This is a genomic window from Xanthomarina sp. F1114, from assembly GCF_026410255.1.
In the GTDB taxonomy this organism is placed as follows: Bacteria; Bacteroidota; Bacteroidia; order Flavobacteriales; family Flavobacteriaceae; genus Xanthomarina.
Genome location: NZ_JAPMLL010000014.1, coordinates 26,044 through 48,108, shown reverse-complemented (window position 1 = coordinate 48,108; position 22,065 = coordinate 26,044). Strand labels below are relative to the sequence as shown.

At 32.7% G+C, this 22,065-nt stretch carries 22 protein-coding genes; 9 read left to right on the top strand and 13 right to left on the bottom strand.

Annotated features, from left to right (window positions below; all coding sequences use genetic code 11):
* Positions 1-147 precede the first annotated feature (147 nt).
* From OS188_RS12165 to OS188_RS12150, 4 genes are all read left to right on the top strand, one after another.
* The gene (locus tag OS188_RS12165) at positions 148-747 is read left to right on the top strand and encodes a SprT-like domain-containing protein (RefSeq protein ID WP_267149124.1); all 600 of its coding nucleotides are present in this window, start codon (positions 148-150) and stop codon (positions 745-747) included.
* A 172-nt stretch (positions 748-919) separates the two neighbouring features.
* Positions 920-1,999 (top strand): mannose-1-phosphate guanylyltransferase, encoded by a 1,080-nt coding sequence (locus OS188_RS12160; RefSeq protein ID WP_267149123.1) that lies wholly within the window; start codon positions 920-922, stop codon positions 1,997-1,999.
* A gap of 87 nt (positions 2,000-2,086) precedes the next feature.
* Positions 2,087-3,574 carry a DUF389 domain-containing protein gene (locus tag OS188_RS12155; RefSeq protein WP_267149122.1) on the top strand — a complete coding sequence of 496 codons (1,488 nt, stop codon included), beginning with the start codon at positions 2,087-2,089 and terminating at the stop codon, positions 3,572-3,574.
* Positions 3,575-3,594: 20 nt separating this feature from the next.
* Positions 3,595-4,143 (top strand): hypothetical protein, encoded by a 549-nt coding sequence (locus OS188_RS12150; protein WP_267149121.1) that lies wholly within the window; start codon positions 3,595-3,597, stop codon positions 4,141-4,143.
* A 40-nt stretch (positions 4,144-4,183) separates the two neighbouring features.
* On the opposite strand, the gene OS188_RS12145 is transcribed toward OS188_RS12150, so the two are convergent.
* Complete coding sequence (locus tag OS188_RS12145; RefSeq protein WP_267149120.1) at positions 4,184-4,951, bottom strand: ABC transporter ATP-binding protein; 768 nt, start codon at positions 4,949-4,951, stop codon at positions 4,184-4,186.
* Positions 4,948-5,688, bottom strand: a complete 741-nt coding sequence (locus OS188_RS12140) for an MlaE family ABC transporter permease (RefSeq protein WP_267149119.1) — start codon at positions 5,686-5,688, stop codon at positions 4,948-4,950. Before OS188_RS12140 ends, OS188_RS12145 begins: the two co-directional genes overlap by 4 nt.
* Before the next feature lie 109 nt (positions 5,689-5,797).
* Here OS188_RS12140 and pafA point away from each other — a divergent pair, with 109 nt between their 5' ends.
* Positions 5,798-7,462, top strand: a complete 1,665-nt coding sequence (gene pafA, locus OS188_RS12135; RefSeq protein WP_267149118.1) for an alkaline phosphatase PafA — start codon at positions 5,798-5,800, stop codon at positions 7,460-7,462.
* A gap of 157 nt (positions 7,463-7,619) precedes the next feature.
* Here the strand turns inward: pafA and OS188_RS12130 are convergent, their stop codons facing one another.
* The 6 genes from OS188_RS12130 to rsfS form a co-directional block, all read right to left on the bottom strand.
* A complete protein-coding gene (locus OS188_RS12130; protein WP_267149117.1) occupies positions 7,620-7,886 on the bottom strand; it encodes an acyl-CoA-binding protein in 267 nt (88 codons plus the stop codon).
* Complete coding sequence (locus OS188_RS12125) at positions 7,886-8,536, bottom strand: phosphatidylserine decarboxylase family protein (RefSeq protein ID WP_267149116.1); 651 nt, start codon at positions 8,534-8,536, stop codon at positions 7,886-7,888. The genes OS188_RS12130 and OS188_RS12125 overlap by 1 nt, the downstream gene beginning before the upstream one ends.
* Positions 8,526-9,347 carry a phosphatidate cytidylyltransferase gene (locus OS188_RS12120; RefSeq protein ID WP_267149115.1) on the bottom strand — a complete coding sequence of 274 codons (822 nt, stop codon included), beginning with the start codon at positions 9,345-9,347 and terminating at the stop codon, positions 8,526-8,528. Before OS188_RS12120 ends, OS188_RS12125 begins: the two co-directional genes overlap by 11 nt.
* A 91-nt stretch (positions 9,348-9,438) precedes the next feature.
* The gene (locus OS188_RS12115; protein ID WP_267149114.1) at positions 9,439-10,047 is read right to left on the bottom strand and encodes an LUD domain-containing protein; all 609 of its coding nucleotides are present in this window, start codon (positions 10,045-10,047) and stop codon (positions 9,439-9,441) included.
* 120 nt (positions 10,048-10,167) lie between these two features.
* On the bottom strand, positions 10,168-12,183 hold the full coding sequence (gene ftsH, locus OS188_RS12110) for an ATP-dependent zinc metalloprotease FtsH (protein WP_267149113.1): 2,016 nt from the start codon (positions 12,181-12,183) through the stop codon (positions 10,168-10,170).
* 9 nt (positions 12,184-12,192) lie between these two features.
* Positions 12,193-12,564, bottom strand: a complete 372-nt coding sequence (rsfS, locus tag OS188_RS12105; protein WP_267149112.1) for a ribosome silencing factor — start codon at positions 12,562-12,564, stop codon at positions 12,193-12,195.
* A 94-nt stretch (positions 12,565-12,658) separates the two neighbouring features.
* On the opposite strand from rsfS, the gene OS188_RS12100 reads away from it, so the two are divergent.
* Positions 12,659-13,390: a biotin--[acetyl-CoA-carboxylase] ligase gene (locus OS188_RS12100; protein ID WP_267149111.1), complete on the top strand. Its 732-nt coding sequence runs from the start codon at positions 12,659-12,661 to the stop codon at positions 13,388-13,390.
* Here the strand turns inward: OS188_RS12100 and OS188_RS12095 are convergent.
* Both OS188_RS12095 and pyrE read right to left on the bottom strand, forming a co-directional pair.
* Complete coding sequence (locus OS188_RS12095; RefSeq protein WP_267149110.1) at positions 13,387-13,782, bottom strand: SRPBCC family protein; 396 nt, start codon at positions 13,780-13,782, stop codon at positions 13,387-13,389. The genes OS188_RS12100 and OS188_RS12095 overlap by 4 nt on opposite strands.
* Before the next feature lie 24 nt (positions 13,783-13,806).
* The gene (pyrE, locus tag OS188_RS12090) at positions 13,807-14,448 is read right to left on the bottom strand and encodes an orotate phosphoribosyltransferase (RefSeq protein ID WP_267149109.1); all 642 of its coding nucleotides are present in this window, start codon (positions 14,446-14,448) and stop codon (positions 13,807-13,809) included.
* Positions 14,449-14,574: 126 nt separating this feature from the next.
* Here pyrE and OS188_RS12085 point away from each other — a divergent pair, with 126 nt between their 5' ends.
* Positions 14,575-15,156, top strand: a complete 582-nt coding sequence (locus OS188_RS12085; RefSeq protein WP_267149108.1) for an NUDIX hydrolase — start codon at positions 14,575-14,577, stop codon at positions 15,154-15,156.
* Positions 15,157-15,348: 192 nt separating this feature from the next.
* On the top strand, positions 15,349-16,458 hold the full coding sequence (locus tag OS188_RS12080) for a hypothetical protein (RefSeq protein WP_267149107.1): 1,110 nt from the start codon (positions 15,349-15,351) through the stop codon (positions 16,456-16,458).
* A gap of 4 nt (positions 16,459-16,462) precedes the next feature.
* Here OS188_RS12080 and OS188_RS12075 read toward each other — a convergent pair whose 3' ends face one another.
* The 3 genes from OS188_RS12075 to OS188_RS12065 form a co-directional block, all read right to left on the bottom strand.
* Positions 16,463-18,721, bottom strand: coding sequence for a TonB-dependent receptor plug domain-containing protein (locus tag OS188_RS12075; protein ID WP_267149106.1), 2,259 nt, complete (start codon positions 18,719-18,721; stop codon positions 16,463-16,465).
* 34 nt (positions 18,722-18,755) lie between these two features.
* On the bottom strand, positions 18,756-19,655 hold the full coding sequence (locus tag OS188_RS12070) for a FecR family protein (protein WP_267149105.1): 900 nt from the start codon (positions 19,653-19,655) through the stop codon (positions 18,756-18,758).
* A gap of 67 nt (positions 19,656-19,722) precedes the next feature.
* Positions 19,723-20,238, bottom strand: a complete 516-nt coding sequence (locus tag OS188_RS12065) for an RNA polymerase sigma factor (protein WP_267149104.1) — start codon at positions 20,236-20,238, stop codon at positions 19,723-19,725.
* A gap of 107 nt (positions 20,239-20,345) precedes the next feature.
* Here OS188_RS12065 and OS188_RS12060 point away from each other — a divergent pair, with 107 nt between their 5' ends.
* Positions 20,346-22,013: an FIDD domain-containing protein gene (locus OS188_RS12060; protein WP_267149103.1), complete on the top strand. Its 1,668-nt coding sequence runs from the start codon at positions 20,346-20,348 to the stop codon at positions 22,011-22,013.
* The last annotated feature ends 52 nt before the right edge of the window (positions 22,014-22,065 follow it).

The following is a 22,065-nucleotide window of genomic DNA, read 5'->3' as shown; positions in this document are numbered from 1 at the left end:
CTTTTATTGTGAACTAAAAAACCTGTAAATAATTGATATTTAAAGTTTAAGAATGATTTATAAGCCGCCTTTTATTCAGAGAAAATAAGATGTTTTTCTTAAAAATTGAGATTGTTATTCTTTGGAATAAAACTGTATTTTTGTTTTATGAAGCATACCATAAAGCCCTTTGTTAACGCATCTGTTTTAGATCAAGTTTTATTACTTTTAAACCATGATAATTTAACAGTAAAAGTAAAAAACGAACGTAAGACAAGGCATGGAGATTATAGACGTTTACCAAATGGGAAGCATTTAATTACTGTTAATTCTAATTTAAATCCACATCGGTTTTTAATTACCTTAATCCATGAGATTGCTCATTTCGAGGCTTTCAATAAATATGGTAGAACTATAAAGCCACATGGAAAAGAGTGGAAGCAAACTTTTCAAAGACTCATGTTGCCCTTTATAAATCCGGAGGCTTTTCCTATGGAGTTATTGCCGCTTTTGGCAAGGCACTTTAAAAATCCAAAAGCTAGTAGCGATACAGATATACATTTATCACTAGCCTTAAAACAATTTGACGCAGATACCGATAAAACTTATGTTTTTGAAATACCGATAGGTTCAGACTTTAAACTTTATAACGGAAAAGTTTTTAAAAAAGGAAATACAAGAACAAAACGCATTGAATGTGTTGAAATAAGTACGGGAAAGTTGTATCTTTTCAATCCAAATGCAGAGGTAGAACTGGTAGAGCAATAGGCTTTTTTTTATAATAATGAAGTGGCACTTATTCCTTGTTTTTAGAGCTGTAGTTTTAAATGGAATGAGTGTTTATGCAGATTGCTAAGACCCAAAAGGCGTGCAATGATAAACAAAACAGATTCCCTTCCGAAAGCTTTCGGGATTGGAGGAATGAAAAATAATATTTGTAATGAATAAAAATTATTATGCCATTTTAATGGCTGGAGGAGTTGGGTCTAGATTTTGGCCAATAAGTACAGAGGATTTTCCGAAGCAATTTCACGATATGTTAGGAACAGGAGATACATTAATTCAAAAGACCTTTCAAAGACTTTCTAATCTTATACCAAAAGAGAATATCTTTATTTTAACCAATGAGCGCTACGAAGATTTAGTTTTCGAACAACTTCCTGAGGTTACCAAGCGTCAAGTAGTTTTAGAGCCAGCCATGAGAAATACAGCACCATGTATTTTGTATGCTGCTTTAAAAATTCAAAAAGAAAACCCTAACGCTGTTATGATTGTTGCACCCAGCGACCATTGGATAGAAGACGAACAAGCCTTTACGGATAATGTGCAACAAGCCTTTGATTACTGCGCTAAAAATGATGCTTTAATGACGCTTGGAATTAAGCCTACCTTTCCTAATACGGGCTATGGTTATATTGAATACAATACTAGTTTTGAAACAGATATTAAACAGGTAAGTCAATTTAGGGAGAAACCAGATTACGAAACTGCTAAACAATTCTTGGCTCAGGGCAATTTTTTATGGAATGCAGGTATTTTTATGTGGCATGTAAAACATGTAATTGAAGCTTTTAAAAAGAATCAAGAAACTTTATTTCAATTGTTGGAAAAAGGAATTCCTGTGTATAATACAGACGACGAATCAGATTTTATAAATGAAAATTACGGGAAAGCCGAAAATATTTCAGTGGATTACGCCATTATGGAAGCTTCTAGTAATGTATATGTTCTTCCTGCAACTTTTGATTGGAATGATCTGGGAACCTGGGGGAGTTTATACGATAAACTAGAAAAAGACGATAGCCAAAATGCCATAGTCAATGCTAAAACCCTCTTGGAAGATGCTTCTGGAAATATGATTAGAACCAACAAAGATAAAGTTGTAGTTGTGGATGGCTTGAAAGATTATATTATTGTGGATAAACAAGACGTACTTCTTATTTATCCAAAAGCAAAAGAACAAGATATTAAAATAGTGCTAAATAAGGTAAAGGGTAAATTTGGATCTTCTTTAGGCTAAGACTTATTTATCTTTTTCAGTTCCATATAAAATAATAATCAGAATGGTTTTATTTATATATTAGTGCCCTGGGAAAAAACTAAAAACATGGAAGAAAATAAATTTAATTTTTCTGAAGAAGAAGCAGGTAAGAATGAAGATGCCGAAATGGCTAAAAGAATGAAAGCTGTTGAAGACTCTAAAAAGGCCGTAAGAGAAGATGCCAAAGGACTATTTCAAAATATTAAATTATTTTTAAATGAACTTTTAGACTTTAGAGACGACACTGATAGGGATGAAACTATTGAATCTATTAAAAAGGACATTTCATTTAAAGGAGCTACGGCTTGGATTTTAGTTTGTTCCATTTTTGTGGCTTCTGTAGGATTAAATGCTAACTCGACAGCAGTAGTTATTGGAGCCATGTTAATTTCTCCGCTTATGGGACCTATTTTAGGATTGGGACTATCTGTGGCTGTAAACGATATTGATACTTTAAGAAAGTCTTTAATAAACTTAGCCACCATGATTGGTTTAAGTTTATTAACAGCTTTTTTGTTCTTCTGGTTGTTTCCACTTAGTGAAGATACCTCAGAATTATTAGGAAGAGTAAAACCAGATATTCGAGATGTATTGATTGCCTTTTTTGGGGGAGCTGCATTAATTATAGCTAAAACCAAAAAGGGAACTATTGCTTCAGCCATTTTTGGAGTAGCTATTGCAACTGCCTTAATGCCTCCTTTATGTACGGCAGGTTACGGTTTAGCCAAAGCAAACTGGCCATACTTTTTTGGAGCCATGTATTTGTTTGTAATCAATACTATTTTTATTGCTTTAGCTACCTTTCTTATCCTGAAAACTTTGCGTTTTCCAATGATTAAATATGCGAATTCGGCAAAACGGAAACGTATTTCCAGAATTGCTTCAATTCTAGCTGTAGTTGTTATGATTCCTGCTGTATGGACCTTTATTAAGGTGTTAAAAGAGAGTAATTTTCATGTTGAAGCTAGAAGGTATGTGGATAACGAACTTAGCGGTTTAAAAGATTTTGAGTATATAAAAAAGAATGCTGTTTTTAAATATAGCGATACGGGCTCTACTATAGAATTTAATACTTATGGATTGAGCGAAGTGCCTCAATCTACCATAGATGTTATCAAGCACAAAAAAGACGCCTATCCAAATTTAGCTAATACCAAGGTTATTTTTAACCAAAGTATCACTGAGCAATATGATAATATGAAGTATATGGAACAAATACGTTATCGTGATTCCATAGACCTAATGTCGCAAACGCAAAAAATCACTTTTTTAGAAAACCGTTTACGCGCATTATCTGCTCTGGAAAAAAACACCATACCTTTTAACGATGTGGTGGAAGAGGCAAAAATTAACTACGAAGACCTAACAGCCTTTAGTTATGCTAGTCGGATTACAACTAATTTTAAGACTTCAGATACTATACCAGAATTTTTAGTGGCATGGAATAAAGAAAAATTAGAAAATGAAGACTTGGCAAAGGAGCAAAAGAAGTTGGAACGCTGGCTAAAAGTGAAATTGAAATTAGACACTTTGGTTGTTAAAAGCATCAATTAATCTTTAGGATAATTAAAAGCATGAAAAAAGTTCAGTTTGCTATTTTAGTTTATTTTTTCGGAAGTATTATTTCATGTTGTTCAGACGAAGGGACTACGACATTTAATACCATAGAATCCGCCAGTGTTTTATTGTTTTCTTTCGATGAAAATGGCATTTTTCCTTATCTAGATGAATTTAATCCAAACGAATTAGGAATTTCTGTTTCGGCAGATTCTATTTCTTCTAAGATAGCATATACGAAGCCATTTTCAACTATGGATAAAGCCTATGCTTGTACAGATCCCAACCAAACCTATTATACCAATGCCATAGATTCTCTAAATGTTGTAACAGTGTATGATTTTGATACGGATTACCCTGCCGGAAGTGTTATAAATAATTTATTAGACCGGGTGGATCATTATGGAGAGACTTCATCTATAAACATTCAAGAAACAGAGTCTGTAAGTCATCTTTATAAGTTTTCTAAAGCGCCAGAAAACGATAGCCTTCAATTTAAAATTACCGGAAGAATAACAGATCAGGGTAGTTTTGAAAAATATACGGAGTTGGTAATTTTGGACTGAGAAGACCACACATTATTTATAAAACGTTTAGATAAGACTTTTAGTGTCTTTCTTCCAAGTACATTTGTCGTACTTTTTTAAACAGTTCTGAAGAGTAAACAAAATCGGTAACAACTTCATTATCCGTTTTAAAAATGTTCTCTTTAGAGCCTTCCCACGCTTTTAGGCCATCTTTTAAAAAGACAATTTTTTCACCTATTTCCATAACAGAGTTCATATCGTGAGAGTTTATTACTGTAGTAATATTGTACTCCTCTGTAATTTCCTGAATTAAATTATCTATAACAATAGCAGTTTTGGGGTCTAAACCGGAGTTTGGTTCATCGCAAAATAAGTATTTAGGTTTATTAACAATAGCTCGAGCAATAGCAACTCTTTTTTGCATACCTCCAGAAGCTTCACTCGGCATTTTGTTATGTGCATCTTCTAAGTTTACACGTTTTAAAACAAAATCGGCTCTATCTTCCATTTCGCTTTTACTTTGCTTGGTAAACATACGCAAAGGGAACATTACGTTTTCTAAAATCGTCATAGAGTCGAATAAGGCGCTACCTTGAAAAACCATACCTATTTCTGAGCGCAGATGTCTTTTTTGATCTGTATTCATTTCGGAATAAATACTTCCGTCGTACAGAATACTTCCTTCTTCTGGCTGAAATAAGCCGAGCAGACATTTTAAAAACACCGTTTTTCCAGAACCACTTTGTCCAATAACCAAGCTCGTTTTACCTTTTTCAAAAGTTGTAGATATTCCTTTTAAGATATGAGCATCTCCAAAAGATTTATGTATGTTTTTTACTTCAATCATGAGCTAAGCAGGAGTTGGGTTAATACATAATTTAAAAGAATAATTACAACGCTGGTCCATACAAAAGCTGTTGTACTTGCTTTTCCTACTTCTAAAGCGCCACCTTTCATATAATAACCATGAAAAGATGGGATTGTAGCTAGAACAAATGCAAACACAAAGGTTTTTATAAATGCATAGGTAATATGAAACGGAATAAAGTCTAATTGAATTCCTGTAATATAATCGTCTACAGTGCTAAATCCTCCATAAATACAGGCAGCCATTCCTCCAATAATACCTAAAAACATAGCAATAGAAATTACAAAAGGGTAGAGCATTAAGGCAATAAATTTAGGAAACACCAAATAATTAACAGCGTTAATCCCCATAACCTCTAGAGCATCAATTTGCTCGGTAACGCGCATGGTTCCAATGCTTGAGGTGATAAAAGATCCTACTTTTCCTGCCATAATAATAGAGATAAATGTAGGAGCAAATTCAAGAATAATGGATTGTCTAGTTGCAAACCCAACTAAGTATTTAGGAATAATAGGGCTTGTAATATTTAATGCAGTTTGAATGGTTACAACTCCTCCAACAAAAAACGATATAAAAGCAACAATACCTAGAGACCCAATAATTAAGTCGTCTATATCTTTAAAGATAAGGTCTCGCATTACAGACCATTTAGTTGGTTTGCGAAACATATCTTTAATCATTAAAAAATAAGCACCAATATTATGAAGGTATGTCATATTCTAATTTGTTCCTGCTAATGTATAAAATCTAAAAGTTTTTTAACCTTAATTTTAAATAATGATGTGTTAATTTCCTTATTTTTGAACTATAAAATCAACATATAAAATGAAAAAACTAGTTCTTGTTCTTGGTCTTGCAATATTAAGCGTTTCTTGTAAATCTCAAAACGAAACGGCTGTAATTACTCAGAAAACATCTATTTCACAAGATAATCCAAAGTTAGTAATTGGAATTGTAGTAGACCAAATGCGGTACGATTATTTAACACGCTTTTATAACAAATTTGGTGAAGGTGGATTTAAGCGAATGATGAACGAAGGGTTTAATTGTAAAAACAATCATTATAACTATACGCCAACCTATACGGGACCAGGACATGCTTCTATATATACTGGGACAACGCCAAAATATCATGGAATTATTGCCAATAATTGGTACGATAAAGAACTAAAGGAAAAAGTGTATTGCGCAGGAGATGAAACTATGAATTCTGTGGGTACAGAAGATAAATCAGGACAAATGTCTCCACATAGAATGAGAACAACTTCTTTTGCAGATGAGAATAGATTGTTTACCCAAATGCGAGGCAAAACTATTGGTATTTCTATAAAAGATAGAGGCGCCATTTTACCAGCAGGACACACGGCGAATGCTGCGTATTGGTTTCAAGGAAAAGACGAAGGGAATTGGATAACAAGTTCATTTTATAGAAATGATCTACCAAGTTGGGTTACAAGCTTTAATACATCTGATGTTGCGGAATCTTATTTGAAAACATGGGATACATTTTATGATATTGATACGTATACAGAGAGTGGATCAGATTTAAACACATTTGAAGGTGGATTTAAAGGAAAAGAAACAGCAACTTTTCCTTATGATTTAAAAGCATTGAGTAAAGAAAATAAAGGGTTCGATATTTTAAAAGCGACAGCTTATGGAAATTCTTTAACAACAGATTTTGCTATTGCTGCCATAGATGGGGAACAATTAGGGCAGGATGCATATACAGATGTTCTAACCGTAAGTTATTCCAGTACAGATTATGTAGGACATAATTTTGGGGTAAACTCCAAAGAAATTCAAGACACATATATTCGTTTAGACCATGATTTAGAGCGATTAATTAATGCGCTTGATGCTCAGGTAGGAAAAGGAGAGTACACGCTGTTTTTAACTTCAGATCACGGGGCTATTGAAGTACCTTCATATTTAGAAAGTGTGAAAATTCCAGCAGGTTATGTAGATAATAAAATGAGGAAAAAAAGATTGAATGCTTTTATGACAGAAACCTATGGAGCTTCAGACCTGATAGAAAGTGTTAGTAACTACCAGATATTTTTAAATAGAGAAAAATTAGACTCATTACACCTAGATCTTGAAACCGTACAGAAAAGAATAGTTAACGAGGTTATTACTTATCCTAATGTGGATAAGGCGTATACTGCAACAACTATGAGTTCTGCTTATTTTTCTGATGGTATTGAAGAATTACTTCAGAATGGATTTAACCAAAGACGTTCTGGCGATGTTATAATTGTAGATGATCCTTCTTATATATCTTACAGTAGAACAGGATCTACTCATGGCTCTGGTTTAAATTATGATACACATGTGCCTCTTTTATTTTATGGAAAAGGAATATCAAAAGGAAGTACTTTTCAAAAAACAAGAATTGTAGATATTGCACCAACTATCTCAGCTTTATTAGGGATTAGTTTTCCAAATGGTGCCATAGGATTGCCGTTGGAGTTTGTTTTAAAGGAGTAATACCTAATTACCATGTAAGTTAAGATTTGTTTAGAAAAAAAACAGGATAAACAGATGATGTTAGGAGTTATCGGACTCTTAAAGGTAATTTGTTCTTGACTCAAACAGAGTTGAAGGTAGTTGTGATAAAGCTTTTTATCTAGAGAAGCTAAAAAAGTTATTTTCTATACAGAAAATAATTATTCACTAAATCGATATAAGTTTGTTTGGCTTCGTCTTGAGTAATATTTTTTATTTGAAATAAAGCGTTGGTTTTAAACGCAGAAATAAGAGGTTTGCTACTACTAGGTCTGCTATAATCGTTAGTAGCTTTTTTGTAATAGGCATATAAACGCAGCAGAAAGTCGGCTGGAAAGGCTTCTGTGTAGTCGTTAATTCTGTCTACAGCCTCTTTAAATTCTATATCTAACTCTTCTGAATTCATTATTTTTCTGCAATGATGGTTTCCCCACCACGTACTTTTTGATTTAATTGCACTTTAATATTTGTGTCTAAAGGTAGAAATAAATCTACTCTCGAACCAAATTTTATAAATCCAGAATCTTCGCCTTGTAACACCGTTTCATCAACTTTAGCATAATTAACAATACGTTTTGCCAAAGCTCCTGCTATTTGTCTGTACAGCACTTTTCCGTAGGTTGTGTTTTCTACAACTACAGTTGTGCGTTCGTTTTCCTCGCTAGCTTTTGGATGCCAGGCAACTAAATATTTTCCTTTATGGTACTTGCTAAACAGTACTTTTCCTCCTATGGGATGACGCGTAACATGTACATTTATTGGTGACATAAAAACGCTTACCTGAAGACGTTTTTCGTTAAAATATTCTTTCTCAAAGACTTCTTCAATAACCACAACTTTGCCATCTACCGGAGAGACTACGGTATCTCCATTTCTATGAGTAAAACGTTTTGGGTTTCTAAAAAATTGTAGGATGAGTATTAAGAAAATTAGAAATACTATCATTAACAAGGTACTTAACCACGGAATAGTTACAAAACTATCGGTAAGTAAAAATGCAGCAACAACAATAATAAGTGTTCCTAAAATAATTTTATGGCCTTCTTTATGAAACATAGTTTATAATTCGTAAAAATAAATATATAAAGGGAGCAGCAAAAATAATGCTGTCAAACCTATCTAATAGTCCGCCGTGTCCTGGCATAATAACTCCACTGTCTTTAACGCCTGCTTGACGTTTAAACTTAGACTCGATTAAGTCGCCTAAAGTTCCAAATACACTAATAATAATACTTAAAATTAACCAATGGTTAAAACTTAGAGTCTCGGTAAAGGTAGCAATAAAATAACTTGCAATACACGCGAAAAGTAAACCGCCTAAAAAGCCTTCAACTGTTTTTTTAGGTGATATACTTGGAAACAGCTTTTGTTTTCCAAAATTCTTGCCTACAAGATACGCAAAGGTATCGTTTGTCCAAACCAAAATAAAAGACCCTAGTATCAATAAAGGGCTAAAAGTTTGGTGATAGTTAGCAATTAGAACCAGAAATACAAATCCACTGGACAAGTAAAATGTTGTAATTATTATTTTTTTTGAAATAAAAAGAGGAATGTTTTTTTCGGTAAATAAATCTTTAATTAAAAATAATTGTACAAAGATTGTGATTACTTGTAAAATCTGAGTGGCTTCTTCTAAGCCAGTATGAGATTTCATTACGAATTGCCAATAGCCAAATACGCCGTATAATAGTGTAAATACTATATAAGGAATAAAAGATTTATAATTAATAAGTTTTTTAAGTTCGGCAACGCAGATAAGACCAAATACAAAAAACAAGAGTATAAATACATGCTTGTTGTAAAGTGAAAAAATCAATAAAGAAACATATAAAAGACCAGAAAACGATCTCACTAAAATTTCTTTCATTCGTTTGTATTTGTGTCTCTGTCTAAATAAATGGCTTTTATATCCATTTATTTTTTTTAGTCTAGAGAGGTTAGTTGGTTTTATTTAACTTTTATAAATCTTCTAAAAGTAGCAAATATAAGTTTTTTGAGCTACTACCGTAAGACATAAAGTCTTTTTCTTCTTTAGATTTAAAGTGTTTTATTGTTGTAATATTTGTAGGGATCTTTTTTGGGTTTTTAGATTTAATTCCTCTTAAACCCTCGCTAATACTCTCTACAATCTGGCTGGTGGTTGCAAAAACAATAAAATGGTCTGGAAGTTCTATTAATTTCTTTTCGGCTATTTGGTTTGATGAAATTAAAAGAGAACCGTCGTCTGCAATTAAATTCTCGCAGGTAGTAATAAAATAAGACGCTTCTTGTGAGTAGTTGGAAGTAGGTAAATTGAAGTCCTTAAAACGGTCTTTTAGGTTATTATCGTAAATAAGTACTTTACTGTCTTCCCAATTATTTTCTATAATAATATTATTTAAAGAGCTGTATATTTCTTCCAAATTCTCACAATATAGAAATTTACCACCGTTAGCCTTGAAGTTTATTGTAAACCTTTCGTCAACTGGTAATTTGATCTCTGGCATATATTTGCCTCTGTCATGTGACTTTAATTCTTCGTCTGATTTCGCAGATTTGGAACCAAAAATTTTTCTAAAAAGACTCATTTAAGTTTTAGCTATTAATCTAAGTATAGTAGGCTTCTTGTCAAATATAAAAAATCTTAAATTAACCATAGGGTCAATTTAAGATTTTTGCTTATTCTTAACAAATATATTTGAGAAATGTTAGTCCTCTTTAGGTTTGTCAAGTTCTTTTTCTTCGTTTACATCTTCCTTTTTGTCTTCAGTTTTCTCTTCAGCAACTTTATCTGCTACAAGTTCTTCTTTTTTAAAAGGTCGTTTTCCAAATATCTTCTCTAAATTATCTTTAAAGATAACTTCTTTTTCTAGAAGAACTTCGGCTAATTCGGTTAGTTTATCTCTATTATCTTCAAGAAGTTTTACGGCTCTTTGGTATTGTTCTTCAATAATATTAGAAATTTCCTTATCTATTAACTCTGCAGTTTTCTCACTATAAGGTTTTGTAAAACCGTATTCATTTTGTCCTGAAGAATCGTAATATGTTAAGTTTCCAACCTTATCGCTTAAACCATAAATAGTAACCATGGCTCTAGCTTGTTTAGTTACTTTCTCTAAATCGCTTAATGCTCCAGTAGAGATTCTATTGAACACAACTTTTTCTGCTGCACGTCCACCTAAAGCAGCGCACATTTCGTCAAGCATTTGTTCTGGATGAACAATTAAGCGTTCTTCTGGTAAATACCAGGCAGCACCTAAAGAACGTCCACGGGGCACTATGGTAACTTTTACCAAAGGCGCCGCATGTTCCAACATCCAGCTTACTGTAGCATGGCCAGCTTCGTGATAGGCAATGGCTCTTTTTTCGGCTACAGTCATTATTTTATTTTTCTTTTCTAAACCACCAACAATTCTGTCTACAGCATCCAAGAAATCTTGTTTATCTACAGATGGTTTCCCTTGTCTTGCAGCAATTAAAGCGGCTTCGTTACAAACGTTTGCAATGTCTGCTCCTGAGAATCCAGGGGTTTGTCTTGCTAAGAATTCGATATCTAAATCTTCAGCTTTTTTAAGAGGTCTTAAATGAACTTCAAAAATTTCTTTACGTTCGCGAATATCCGGAAGGTCTACAAAAATCTGTCTATCAAAACGTCCGGCACGCATTAGGGCTTTATCTAAAACATCAGCTCTGTTGGTTGCAGCTAAAACTATCACGTTGGTGTTGGTTCCAAAACCATCCATTTCAGTTAATAGCTGGTTTAGTGTGTTTTCTCTTTCGTCGTTAGAACCAGAGAAATTACTTTTTCCTCTAGCACGTCCAATCGCATCAATTTCATCTATAAATATAATAGCAGGCGATTTTTCTTTAGCTTGTTTAAATAGGTCTCTAACTCTAGAAGCTCCAACTCCAACGAACATTTCAACAAAGTCTGATCCTGACAACGAGAAGAAAGGTACTTTTGCTTCTCCAGCAACAGCTTTAGCAAGTAGGGTTTTACCTGTTCCCGGAGCCCCAACTAATAAGGCGCCTTTTGGAATTTTACCTCCTAAAGAGGTATATTTTTCTGGGTTTTTAAGAAAATCTACAATTTCCTGAACCTCTTCTTTTGCGCCCTCTAATCCGGCAACATCTTTAAAAGAAGTCTTTACTTCGGTGTTTTCGTCAAACAATTTAGCACGAGATTTTCCAATATTGAAAATTTGACCGCCACCACCTCCGGCACCACCAGAAGACATACGACGCATAATAAATATCCAAACACCAATTAAAAGTATAAAAGGAAGTAATCCAATAAGGAAATCTCCCCAAAGATTTTGTTCGGTTTTATATTCGATTTTTGGTTTTGGATCTAAATCTTCTTCTTTTATAGCTTTAGACATATCGTCTTCAAAATTCTGAAGATCTCCAAACTCAAATTTGTAATTAGGTAATTTTGTTGCGGAAGGTAAAAGCGAAGTAGGCTTAGATTTTTTATGAATTTCTTTTTGCTCGGCTTGAGGTGTTAAATACACTTTTGCTTCGCGCCTGTTTACTATCTCAACTTTTTCAATGTCTCCATCCTTTAAAAAAGTCATAAATTGTGAAGGCGTTGTTGTTCCAGCTTCCTGAAAACTACTTCCACTAAATACTTGCATAGTTAAGAAAATAACTATGATGATTCCATAAATCCAGTACGGACTGAACTTTGGTTTTTTAGGATTTATATTTTTCTTATTTGCCATTAATTCTTTCTAATATTTTGTTTCAATAACGGTTGTTTTTGCATCGCCCCAAAGGCTTTCTATGTCGTAATACTCTCTTATATGTTTTTGGAATACATGTACAACAACGTTTACATAATCTATTAAAACCCATTCGGCATTATCTTCTCCTTCAACATGCCAAGGTTTGTCTTTTAATTCTTTACTTACTTTTTTCTGAATGGAATTTACAATGGCATTTACCTGTGTATTCGAATTTCCTTCGCAAATAATAAAGTAGTCGCAAACTGTATTTTCAATTTCTCGTAGATCAAGAATATTGATATCATTTCCTTTTACATCTTCAATTCCACTTAAGATATTTGCTATTAGCAAGTCTGCGTTAGATTCTTTTTTAGCCATTAATAATTTTTAATTTGTGCAAAGTTATTATTTTTTAGTTCTTTATACTCTAAATTTATCATAAGATTTTACCGTACGAAGATAACCAATTAATATGCCTATTATCAAACTTAATGCCATCGATTCTACAAATAGTTATTTAAAGGAACTATGCACTAAAGAGACTCTAGAAGACGGTACTGTGGTAGTTACAGATTATCAGACCAGTGGTCGGGGGCAGATGGGAACTGTTTGGGCTTCGGAAGCTTCTAAGAATCTAATGTTTAGTGTTTTAAAAAATATTTCCTGGTTGAATGTTGACAAGAGTTTTTTTATTAGTATAGCTACTTCTTTAGCTATAATAAAAACCTTGGATATGTTTTTAATTCCAAAATTACATGTAAAATGGCCTAACGACATTTTGTCAGAGAACAAGAAAATAAGTGGTGTTTTAATTGAAAATGTCATAAAACATAACCAATTAAAGGAGGCGATAATAGGAATTGGTTTAAATGTAAACCAAACGGATTTTAGGGGATTGCCTAAAGCGTCTTCACTTCACCTTATTTTAGGACCTGTTTTTAGTCGAGACGAAATTTTACAAACACTGATAAAAAATATAAACTATTATTTTAACCGTTTGGAAAAAAGAGAATTTTTTGAGTTGAAAGCAGCTTATGAAAAGCTCTTATTTAGAAAAGACAAACCTTCAACATTTAAGGATGCTGAAGGTTATATGTTTTCTGGTTTTATAAAAGGAGTTACCAATTCTGGAAACTTACAGGTCTTATTAGAAGACGAGGTTCTTAAAGAATTTGATTTAAAACAAATACAATTGCTTTATTAAACAGATGGAGGAATATTTCCAGCCAGAGTTTCAATAAATTTCGAGATAGGACCTTTTATCATCATAGCCATCATCGCGTTAAATTCGCCATTAAAAAATAACTGAACTTCACTTTTTCCAGGTTCAATTTCATTAATAACACCAGTTAAAGAAAAATCTATTTTACCACCTGCAGCTCCTAAAACAATTTTGTTAGGAGATATTAATTCTTTTTTCTTAAGTACAATTTCAGGCATGCCTTTTAAAGCAAATAAGAACTTATCGTCGCTTAATACTTCAAATTTATTGATGTTTTCTGGCATTAATTTTTCGAAGTTCTTCACTTCAGATAAAAAATTAAAAACCTCCTCTGTAGATTTGTCTACACTTACTTTTGGTGATTCTAAATTCATTTGTTTTGTATTAAAAAGGATTCATTATTTATTCCACTCGCTTGGATTGGCATTCCAATCGGCTAATGTTTTTAGTTCCTTTTGGGTAATATAATTTGTTTCTAATGCTTGCTCCAATAAGCTATCATAATTGCTTAAAGTATGAAGCACAATGTTTTCTTTTTCAAAGTTTTTAACAGCTACATCAAAACCATAAGAGAAAATGGCAATCATACCTTTTACGTTTAGATTGGCTTCTTTTAAAGCTTTAACAGCGTTTAAACTACTATTTCCTGTGCTAATTAGGTCTTCTATAACAACCACATTTTGTCCACTTTCTGCGTGACCTTCAATTTGGTTTTTTCTTCCGTGAGATTTAGCTTCTGGGCGAACATATATAAAAGGAATTCCCAAATACTCTGCAACTAACATGCCAATGCCAATAGCGCCAGTGGCAACTCCTGCAATAACATCTGGTTTGCCATATTGTTTTTCTATATGTTTAGCCATGGTTTCGCGAATGTAATTACGTATAGTTGGATACGATAAAACAATGCGATTGTCGCAGTAGATTGGCGATTTCCATCCTGATGCCCAAGTAAAAGGTTCGCTTGGACTTAATTTAATAGCGTTTATTTGCAATAAAACTTCTGCTGTTTTTCTTGCGGTATCTTTGTTAAAAATCATAACGGCAAAATTACACTTTTTTAATTAAATTTTGAATTTGATTTTGGAATTATAATTCCTAATGAAATTTATTGTTTTGTACCAAAAGTTTTTATTTTTACAAGATATAAATGTCTTAAACAACTTATGTATAAAGTTTTTGTAAACGATAAACCAATAATCTTAACCACAAAAGTGGAAAAAGAAAAGGATTTTAAAAATTACTTTTTAAAAACTGTAGACCTAAACAAAGTTGTAAGAGAGCTTAATAAGACGTCTTTAAAAGAAGTTAGACTTATTCATCACAACGAAGAGAAGTTGTTAAAAAAGTTCTTAAAAAAACTGCCAAATGTAGTAGCTGGAGGTGGAAAAGTGTACAACGAAAAGGGTGAAATTTTATTTATTTACAGAAATGATAAATGGGATTTACCAAAAGGTAAAACCGAAAAAAAAGAGCCTATTGAAGTTACAGCCACTCGGGAAGTAGAGGAGGAGACCGGAGCTAAAGGTTTAGAAATAATTAAACCCTTAGAAACTACTTACCATATATTTAGACGCAATGGGAGGAATAAAATAAAAATCACTCATTGGTTTGAAATGAAAACTACTTATACTGGCGCTTTAACACCACAAGAGGATGAAGGGATTACCCAGGTAGCTTGGTTGGGTGAGGCAGAAATTGAAAAAGCACTTGAGAACTCTTATGCCAATATAAAACGTCTAATATAGTTTTGTCACGTTTTTGAATAAACTATGTAAAATGTAAAGTTTATTTTAGCTGTCAAATCTTCAACTTTTTTATAATAACCAGTCACTTGTTCCGTAATTAGTTATTATATTTATGGTACTTATATGATACATCGTCCTTGCTATATCCATAAAATCAAGATTTTTCTTGTCTTCCTAACTTTAGGAGCTTTTATGTCCAGCTGCTCTTTACTTAAAATAGAAAGTGCTCAAGAACCACTTTCAAAACAGGATTTAAATATTCGGTTGTTAACGCAATCTCTGGTAAACGAAGCAAACAATCGTGTAGAATTTGCTGCAGATAGCATTATTTCCAGCAGTACAAATACAGAATTACAGAAACACGCTTATCGTTGGAAAATAGAAACCTTAAACACCTTTAAAAATACAGCTTTTCAGAGTTCACCAAAACTATCCTTAATGGATACCTGGACTTATATGTTGCAGGTGCGTAATTTTATGGAAACCGATGCAGCTATGGATTATTTTGGGTCTTATACGTCTTTAGTGGCAAAAGTATCTCAAGATAATGTGGACGATATAGAAAAGAAAGCAAAACGATTTTTTAAACCTGAAGAGTTTATAAAGCATCAGAATTTTGCATATCAATACGCTGATAAATATCCTATTTCCCATAACAATTTAAGGCATAACTCTGTGCGCAGTGAGTATGTTGAATTTTTAAAAGTTCCAGATAGTTTGGCCTTTACAACCGTTGGAACTTTATCTGAAGTTGTATCTAATTTTTCAGATAAATTAACCTATTCAACAGATGCGGCTGGAAAACAGTTTAAATGGAATACGGAATTAATGCTCAAAGAAAAAGGTTTCGATTCTGTTCAGATTAAAGATATTATGTTAACTGTAGAAAAGAAAGTAGATCGCTTGAGTGATATTGCTGAAAATACTCCAGAAAAACTAGATATGGCACTGAAATCCTTTTCTAACGATATGGCGATTTTGTTTTATAGTCTCAACAATCAAATAGAATTTGTAAGCGAACAAATGTCTTTAGAACGACAAGCAATTGATACTATTATTAGACGAGAACGAATTGCTCTAGACAGTATTATAATGCGAGAGCGTGAAGCTGTGGTAGATCAGGCAGGCGAAATTTCGGTTAGAGTAATGGATGAAGCTATGATTCATCTTAAAGATTTAACTGGAACTATTCTGTTTTATGTTGTATTGCTCTTTGCTGTATTATTGTTTCTTCCTTTTGCTTTAGGCTATTTTGCAGGAAAGGTTCATCAAAAAATTAAGCAGCACAAGAAAGAGAGTTAGGTTTCTAGAAAAACACTCTAAAGGAAACGTTTGGCGTAATTCCTAAAGCCATATTTTCTACTTGAATAATTTCATTTTCAGCATTCATAATATAATAACTGTTGATGACGTTTTTTGTATCAAAAATATTCCAAACCGAAACCCCAGCTTCGGCTTTAGTTTGTTCTGAAAATTTAAAATTATAGGTTGCCGAAAAGTCGGTGCGCCAATAATCTGATAAATTTGAGGCATTTGGAGCTTCGAAAACCAAAGAGCTTTGTGCTTCAGATTGCTCGCTGTTTAGTAATGTGGTTGGTTTTCCCGAATGCCAATTCATTCCTAATGCAAACTTTAACTGGTCTAGGGTGTACGTTCCAGAAACATTTAATAGGTGTTTTATATCTACATTATTTGGAAATGTATTCCCTTCGTTTAATTCAGGAAAAGTATAATCGTTTTTACTGTATGAATAACTAAACCAGGTTCCAAAACGATTGAATTGTTTATTAATTAAAAAATCCAAACCTTTTACTGTGTATTCTCCAATAGTATTGGTTAGTTGAAACTGATTTTGAAACCCTTGGCTTCTAGAAGTTATGTCTTCCACTTGTTTTATATAGCCAACCAAACTTATAAGTAGTTGTTTGTTGTTATAATGAATTCCTGTGGAAACCTGTTGACTTTTAATTATAGGAATATCTTTATTATTGGCTAATATCCAGCGCTTTTTTTCAATTCCTAAAAAGTCGTTTTGTAAGTCGATTATTTGGGATGTGGTCTGACTGTTGAGCTCTCCTAGGACTTCAATTCTAAAATCATCGGCAATAATTTGATTAAAACTCACCCGTGGTTCAAAATAGAAATCAGCAAATTTTTCAATATAATTGGCTCGCAATCCCAATCTTGCTCTGGTGTTTCCTGTTCTAGACTTATATGTAAGTTCACTAAATAGACCATGTGATCTTAGAACTTCTTTTATATATCGTCTGTACGCAGGATTACTAACATCTTCTAGATTGCTTATGCCAATTTCCGAATAGTTATAACCTCCAAAATAATTTAAATAATCGTTTATATTATAGAGGGCATGAGCTTTAAAACTACCGTCTGTAACTTGGTTTTCTTGAATTAAATTCTGGTCGTTGCTAATGTCCAAATGATTGGCATACAAATCGTATTTAGAATAATAGGCCTGGAAAATTGTTTTTAATTTAGAATTCCAATTGCGCGTGTAAATGCCATTTATAGCTAGACTTCCTTGTGTAAGTTGGCTGTTAGAACTTTCGTTTTTGTTATTGAAACTAGCTGTTTCTTGGTAGTCCAAAGCATTGTCGATAAGTAAAAAACTAACTTCTAGTTTATCGTTTTCTGAGATATCGTAATTAGCCTTGGCAGAAATATCATAAAAATAGAAGTTCTCATTATTAGTAATTACTGTTTCTTCAGGGTTGTTTAAATCGGACGCCTTAAAAATCCGTTTAAAATATTGTTGGTATGTTGGTGTGTTAAAAGCGTCTGTTATCGAGCGTCTTCCTGCCAATTGAACGGAGAGTTTTTTTGAAATAGGAATTTGTAAAAAAGCATCTATCGCTAACATATTTGCTCCAACTCCTGCTTTAAATTTTTTAGAGACTTTATTCGAGCTTTTCATATTAATAATCCCAGAAACACCTTCGTTAAATTCTGCGCTAGATCCGTTTTTTGAAACCTCTACATAATCTATTAATAACGGGTTAAAGGCAGATATTAAACCAAAGAAATGACCGGATTGGTACATTTTTACACCATCCCAAAGAATCAGGTTTTGATCGTTTGTGCCTCCTCTAATATTTAAATTGGAAACTCGTTCGTCCGAACTTGTAATTCCCGGTAAAGCTTGAACAGTTTGTAAAACATCTGCTTCTATCAAGCCAGGTAAAATGCCAAAAGATTTTAATCTAATAAGAGAGGTTCCATCTGCTTGAAGAGAAATACCTTCGGTTAAATAATTACTTATTAATACTTCGTCTAAATATTGCGTTTTGGTTATATCTGTGAAGTTAACGGGTCTAATAGCATAACTAGTGCTATCTATAGCTTCAAAAATTAATTGAGTTTCGGACTCCAGATAGATAATGAGGTTTGCTCTGCTTAGGGTTTTAGCAGGAGCTAGAATTTCCTTGTTTTGAATTGTAGCATCTGCATAAGAAAAAGTGATGTTGTATTGCTCTTCAATGGTGCTTAAAATAGTCTCTAAGCTGTCTTTAGAATCAGGTGTTTTTTGGGCAAAAAGTATTCCGGTCACTTTTAAAAAGCAGCAAAAAAGAAAAATAAAACGTCTATTTGGCATATAATACAATCAAACTATCTTCTTTGGAATAAGAAATATTTAAAGGTAAAGTTATGGCTTTTAGTGCTAAATCTAAATTATTGTGTACAAAATGACCCGTGAAAAGTATGGAGGTATCTATGTTGTTTATATCGATAGAAACTTGATACTGACGTTCTAATTCCTTTAAAACATATTTGTATGGCATGCTTGAAAACTCACTTTCATTATGCATCCATGCAGGTTCCGTAGCATCGTGGCTTTTTGTAACCATGAATTTATTGTCAAGAATTAAATACTGATCTTTAGGTTTAAGAATTTTTGTGTTTTTATCTGTAATAACTTCAACAGAGCCTTCGTAACAAACTACTTCAAAAAGATTTTCTCTGTTTTTTACTACAAACTGAGTTCCTAAAACGGTGATGGTTCCAGTAGAGGTTTCAACTTTAAATGTAGAGCCTTTTTCAACTTTAAAAAAAGCTTCCCCATCTAAAGTTAAACTTCGGTTATTTTTCCAACTTCTTTTATTATAACTAATATCTGAAAGTGAATTTAATGTTACAACCGATTGATCTGGTAATTCTATAGTGGTTTTTTCTGTGGCTAAGGTAGATATGTTAGTGGTAGAATCTGTTGAAAAATAATACACACTAAAAGAAATGGCTAATAAAGCAGCAATTTGTAAAACAGGTTTTAGCCAATTTGTTTTCTTTTTTACTTCAGTTTTATCTCCAATCGTTTTAGAAATATTCTCTAAAATAGCAGGTTCATCAAATTCTGGCGCTTTAAATTTCTTAAGGCTTTCATTTAATTTTATTAAAGATTCGTAGCCGTCCAAAGCCTGGAACTCAATGAGCTCTTCTGGGCTTAAGTCGTCTTGCAACCATTTTTTAAGTAATTTTTCTTCCATAAATTTTCTGCTCTAACTTATTCATATATAAAACAGTTATACTTGCTTTTTTCCTACCTTTTATATTTTAAATACCATCAATTTCTTTTCGTAACTGCTTTAAAGCGCCATAAATACGTTTCTCTACAGCCTTGGTGGAAATGTCTAAAAGCGCTGCAATTTCTTTGTGTTTTTTTCCTTCAATCCTATTGAGTAAAAAGGCAACCCGTTGCGCTTCGGTTAAATTGGAAATGGCTTTTTGAAGCTTTTCCATATATTCACTTTCTTCCAAAACAAATTGAGGTGTCTCGTTGGTAGAAGATTTAGGCTTAGTTTCCTGATGTCTTAAAACCACTTTTTGATGCGCTACCTCATTCAACATTAAATTGTTTGCAACCGTAAATAAATAGGATTTAGCTTTAGAAGGTGTTACTTTTTTGCAATTTTCCCAAAGTTTTATAAATGCTTCTTGTACCTTGTCTTGCGGATTTAAATGACTGCCAAATTTATAATATAAAAAATCGTGCAGATTCTTACCATGCGTCTTAAAGAGCTTTTCAAAAAGTTGCTCGTTGCAAATATGATCGTTTAAATCTTTAGGCATAAATTAATATTGAACTTGTAAATGTATAAAAAAAGAGATGTTCTGGTAGGAGTTTTTAATTTTAAACTGTTTTATAAGAAAAGAGACTCATATAAATATTCAATGAAATGAAACTACCAATCAGAATTACCATATTACTGTTCTCTGTAATGACTTTGTTTCTTACAGCTTGTCAAAACGAAGTTATAGAAGAAACACCTCAAAATCAAGGAGAAGTTATTGTTCCAAATTCCAATTTAACAAATACCATGCGAAATGCTTCTGCAAATAACGGAAGCGTAGATAATATATTGGATAATAGTAATTGCTTTACGGTTAATTTACCAGTTACTGTAGAGGTAAATGACCTTACTATTACTATAGAAACTCTAGAAGATTTGATTCTAATAGAAGCTATTTATGATGCTAATGGGATTGGAAACGACGATTTAGATTTTCTGTTTCCTATAACTATTACCTTGAACGATTATACCGAAGTTGTTGTAGAATCTGAAGATCAACTTGAAGATTATATGGACATATGCATGGGCGACGATGATGTTATTGAATGTGCAAACTTTGTGTATCCCATTTCGTTTTCTATTTATAACAGCGATTTTCAAGTTTTAGAAACTGTTGTAATTAATAATGATTACCAATTATACCTATTTCTAGAAAATTTGGATGACAATGACGACGATATGGAGTTGGTAAGCTTAAACTTTCCTGTGTCTATTACCTATTTAAATGGTGAAACTATCGAAGTGTTTAATAATCAGGAATTAGAAAATGCCATTGATACAGCTGAACAATTTTGCGATGACGATTGCTCTGAAGCCTATATTTTAGAACATTTAAAAGAGTGTTTTTGGGAGATTGAGAGTTATAATGACAACGATTACTCCATGGGATATAGTTTATATTTTAATGATAATAACTCGCTTCAGGTTATGACAGAAAACTTCGATTTTATTGAAGCTAACTGGCAACTCTCCAGCACCGGTTCAGGAGCGTTCAAATTGGTTATCTCTAATTTTATAGAAGACATAAATGGCACTTGGATTTTTGATGATTGCGATGAGGACGAATTCGAGTTTGTTCAAATTATTCCAAATAGCAATACATATAATACAATGGAATTAGAACAAAATTGTTCTGCAGATGCCAATCCGTTTAATTGTTTTGAAGATGTTTCTGTTTCAGTTTGCGACGATAATAATGATGGCATTGCAACATTCAACTTAGAAACCCTTGTTGTAGAACCTGTTATGTGTACCGCATATTTTGTGTCATCTTTTCATCTAACCATGGCTGATGCTGAAATTAATATAAATGCAATTGCACAACCAGAGAGCTATACTAATACTACAAATCCACAAACTGTTTTTCTAAGAATAGAAACTTTAAATGGTATGTTTCAAGTTTTTGAAATTGAATTAGAGGTAGAAGATTGTAGCTCTACTTGTTCGGCAGACGATGTAGAAGGTATGTTGTTAGATTGCGAATGGACGCTTACAAGTTTTGCTGGAAGTGATTTTAGTATGTTTAATATAGATTTTGATTCAGATAATGAAGCTGAAATTTTTATGCCAAATGGTAACGAAGAATATACGGCTACCTGGACCGTTTCTCAGCAAGCTAATGATGTGGAAGTAACTATTAGTAATGTCTCTGGTGGTAATGTTCAAATTATAGAAGGCACTTATAAAGTGGTAGAATGTGTTAGCAATCAGCTCATTCTTCACGACGTTAATAACAGTAATAATGAATTAGTTTTAGATAAAGATTGTGGTTAAGATTTAGTTTTTATGTGTTTAAAAGATAAATCTATGAAAGGGTTGCTATTTT

What these genes read in the sequence shown, in the direction of transcription:
- OS188_RS12080 (WP_267149107.1), top strand. Translation starts at nt 15,349, where the DNA reads ATGTCCAGCTGCTCTTTACTTAAAATAGAAAGTGCTCAAGAACCACTT.
- pafA (WP_267149118.1), top strand. Translation starts at nt 5,798, where the DNA reads ATGAAAAAACTAGTTCTTGTTCTTGGTCTTGCAATATTAAGCGTTTCT.
- OS188_RS12140 (WP_267149119.1), bottom strand. Translation starts at nt 5,688, where the DNA reads ATGACATACCTTCATAATATTGGTGCTTATTTTTTAATGATTAAAGAT.
- OS188_RS12085 (WP_267149108.1), top strand. Translation starts at nt 14,575, where the DNA reads ATGTATAAAGTTTTTGTAAACGATAAACCAATAATCTTAACCACAAAA.
- OS188_RS12060 (WP_267149103.1), top strand. Translation starts at nt 20,346, where the DNA reads ATGAAACTACCAATCAGAATTACCATATTACTGTTCTCTGTAATGACT.
- OS188_RS12065 (WP_267149104.1), bottom strand. Translation starts at nt 20,238, where the DNA reads ATGCCTAAAGATTTAAACGATCATATTTGCAACGAGCAACTTTTTGAA.
- OS188_RS12115 (WP_267149114.1), bottom strand. Translation starts at nt 10,047, where the DNA reads ATGAGTCTTTTTAGAAAAATTTTTGGTTCCAAATCTGCGAAATCAGAC.
- OS188_RS12120 (WP_267149115.1), bottom strand. Translation starts at nt 9,347, where the DNA reads ATGAAAGAAATTTTAGTGAGATCGTTTTCTGGTCTTTTATATGTTTCT.
- OS188_RS12070 (WP_267149105.1), bottom strand. Translation starts at nt 19,655, where the DNA reads ATGGAAGAAAAATTACTTAAAAAATGGTTGCAAGACGACTTAAGCCCA.
- OS188_RS12100 (WP_267149111.1), top strand. Translation starts at nt 12,659, where the DNA reads ATGCCTATTATCAAACTTAATGCCATCGATTCTACAAATAGTTATTTA.
- rsfS (WP_267149112.1), bottom strand. Translation starts at nt 12,564, where the DNA reads ATGGCTAAAAAAGAATCTAACGCAGACTTGCTAATAGCAAATATCTTA.
- OS188_RS12145 (WP_267149120.1), bottom strand. Translation starts at nt 4,951, where the DNA reads ATGATTGAAGTAAAAAACATACATAAATCTTTTGGAGATGCTCATATC.
- OS188_RS12130 (WP_267149117.1), bottom strand. Translation starts at nt 7,886, where the DNA reads ATGAATTCAGAAGAGTTAGATATAGAATTTAAAGAGGCTGTAGACAGA.
- OS188_RS12165 (WP_267149124.1), top strand. Translation starts at nt 148, where the DNA reads ATGAAGCATACCATAAAGCCCTTTGTTAACGCATCTGTTTTAGATCAA.
- OS188_RS12155 (WP_267149122.1), top strand. Translation starts at nt 2,087, where the DNA reads ATGGAAGAAAATAAATTTAATTTTTCTGAAGAAGAAGCAGGTAAGAAT.
- ftsH (WP_267149113.1), bottom strand. Translation starts at nt 12,183, where the DNA reads ATGGCAAATAAGAAAAATATAAATCCTAAAAAACCAAAGTTCAGTCCG.
- OS188_RS12095 (WP_267149110.1), bottom strand. Translation starts at nt 13,782, where the DNA reads ATGAATTTAGAATCACCAAAAGTAAGTGTAGACAAATCTACAGAGGAG.
- OS188_RS12160 (WP_267149123.1), top strand. Translation starts at nt 920, where the DNA reads ATGAATAAAAATTATTATGCCATTTTAATGGCTGGAGGAGTTGGGTCT.
- pyrE (WP_267149109.1), bottom strand. Translation starts at nt 14,448, where the DNA reads ATGATTTTTAACAAAGATACCGCAAGAAAAACAGCAGAAGTTTTATTG.
- OS188_RS12125 (WP_267149116.1), bottom strand. Translation starts at nt 8,536, where the DNA reads ATGTTTCATAAAGAAGGCCATAAAATTATTTTAGGAACACTTATTATT.
- OS188_RS12150 (WP_267149121.1), top strand. Translation starts at nt 3,595, where the DNA reads ATGAAAAAAGTTCAGTTTGCTATTTTAGTTTATTTTTTCGGAAGTATT.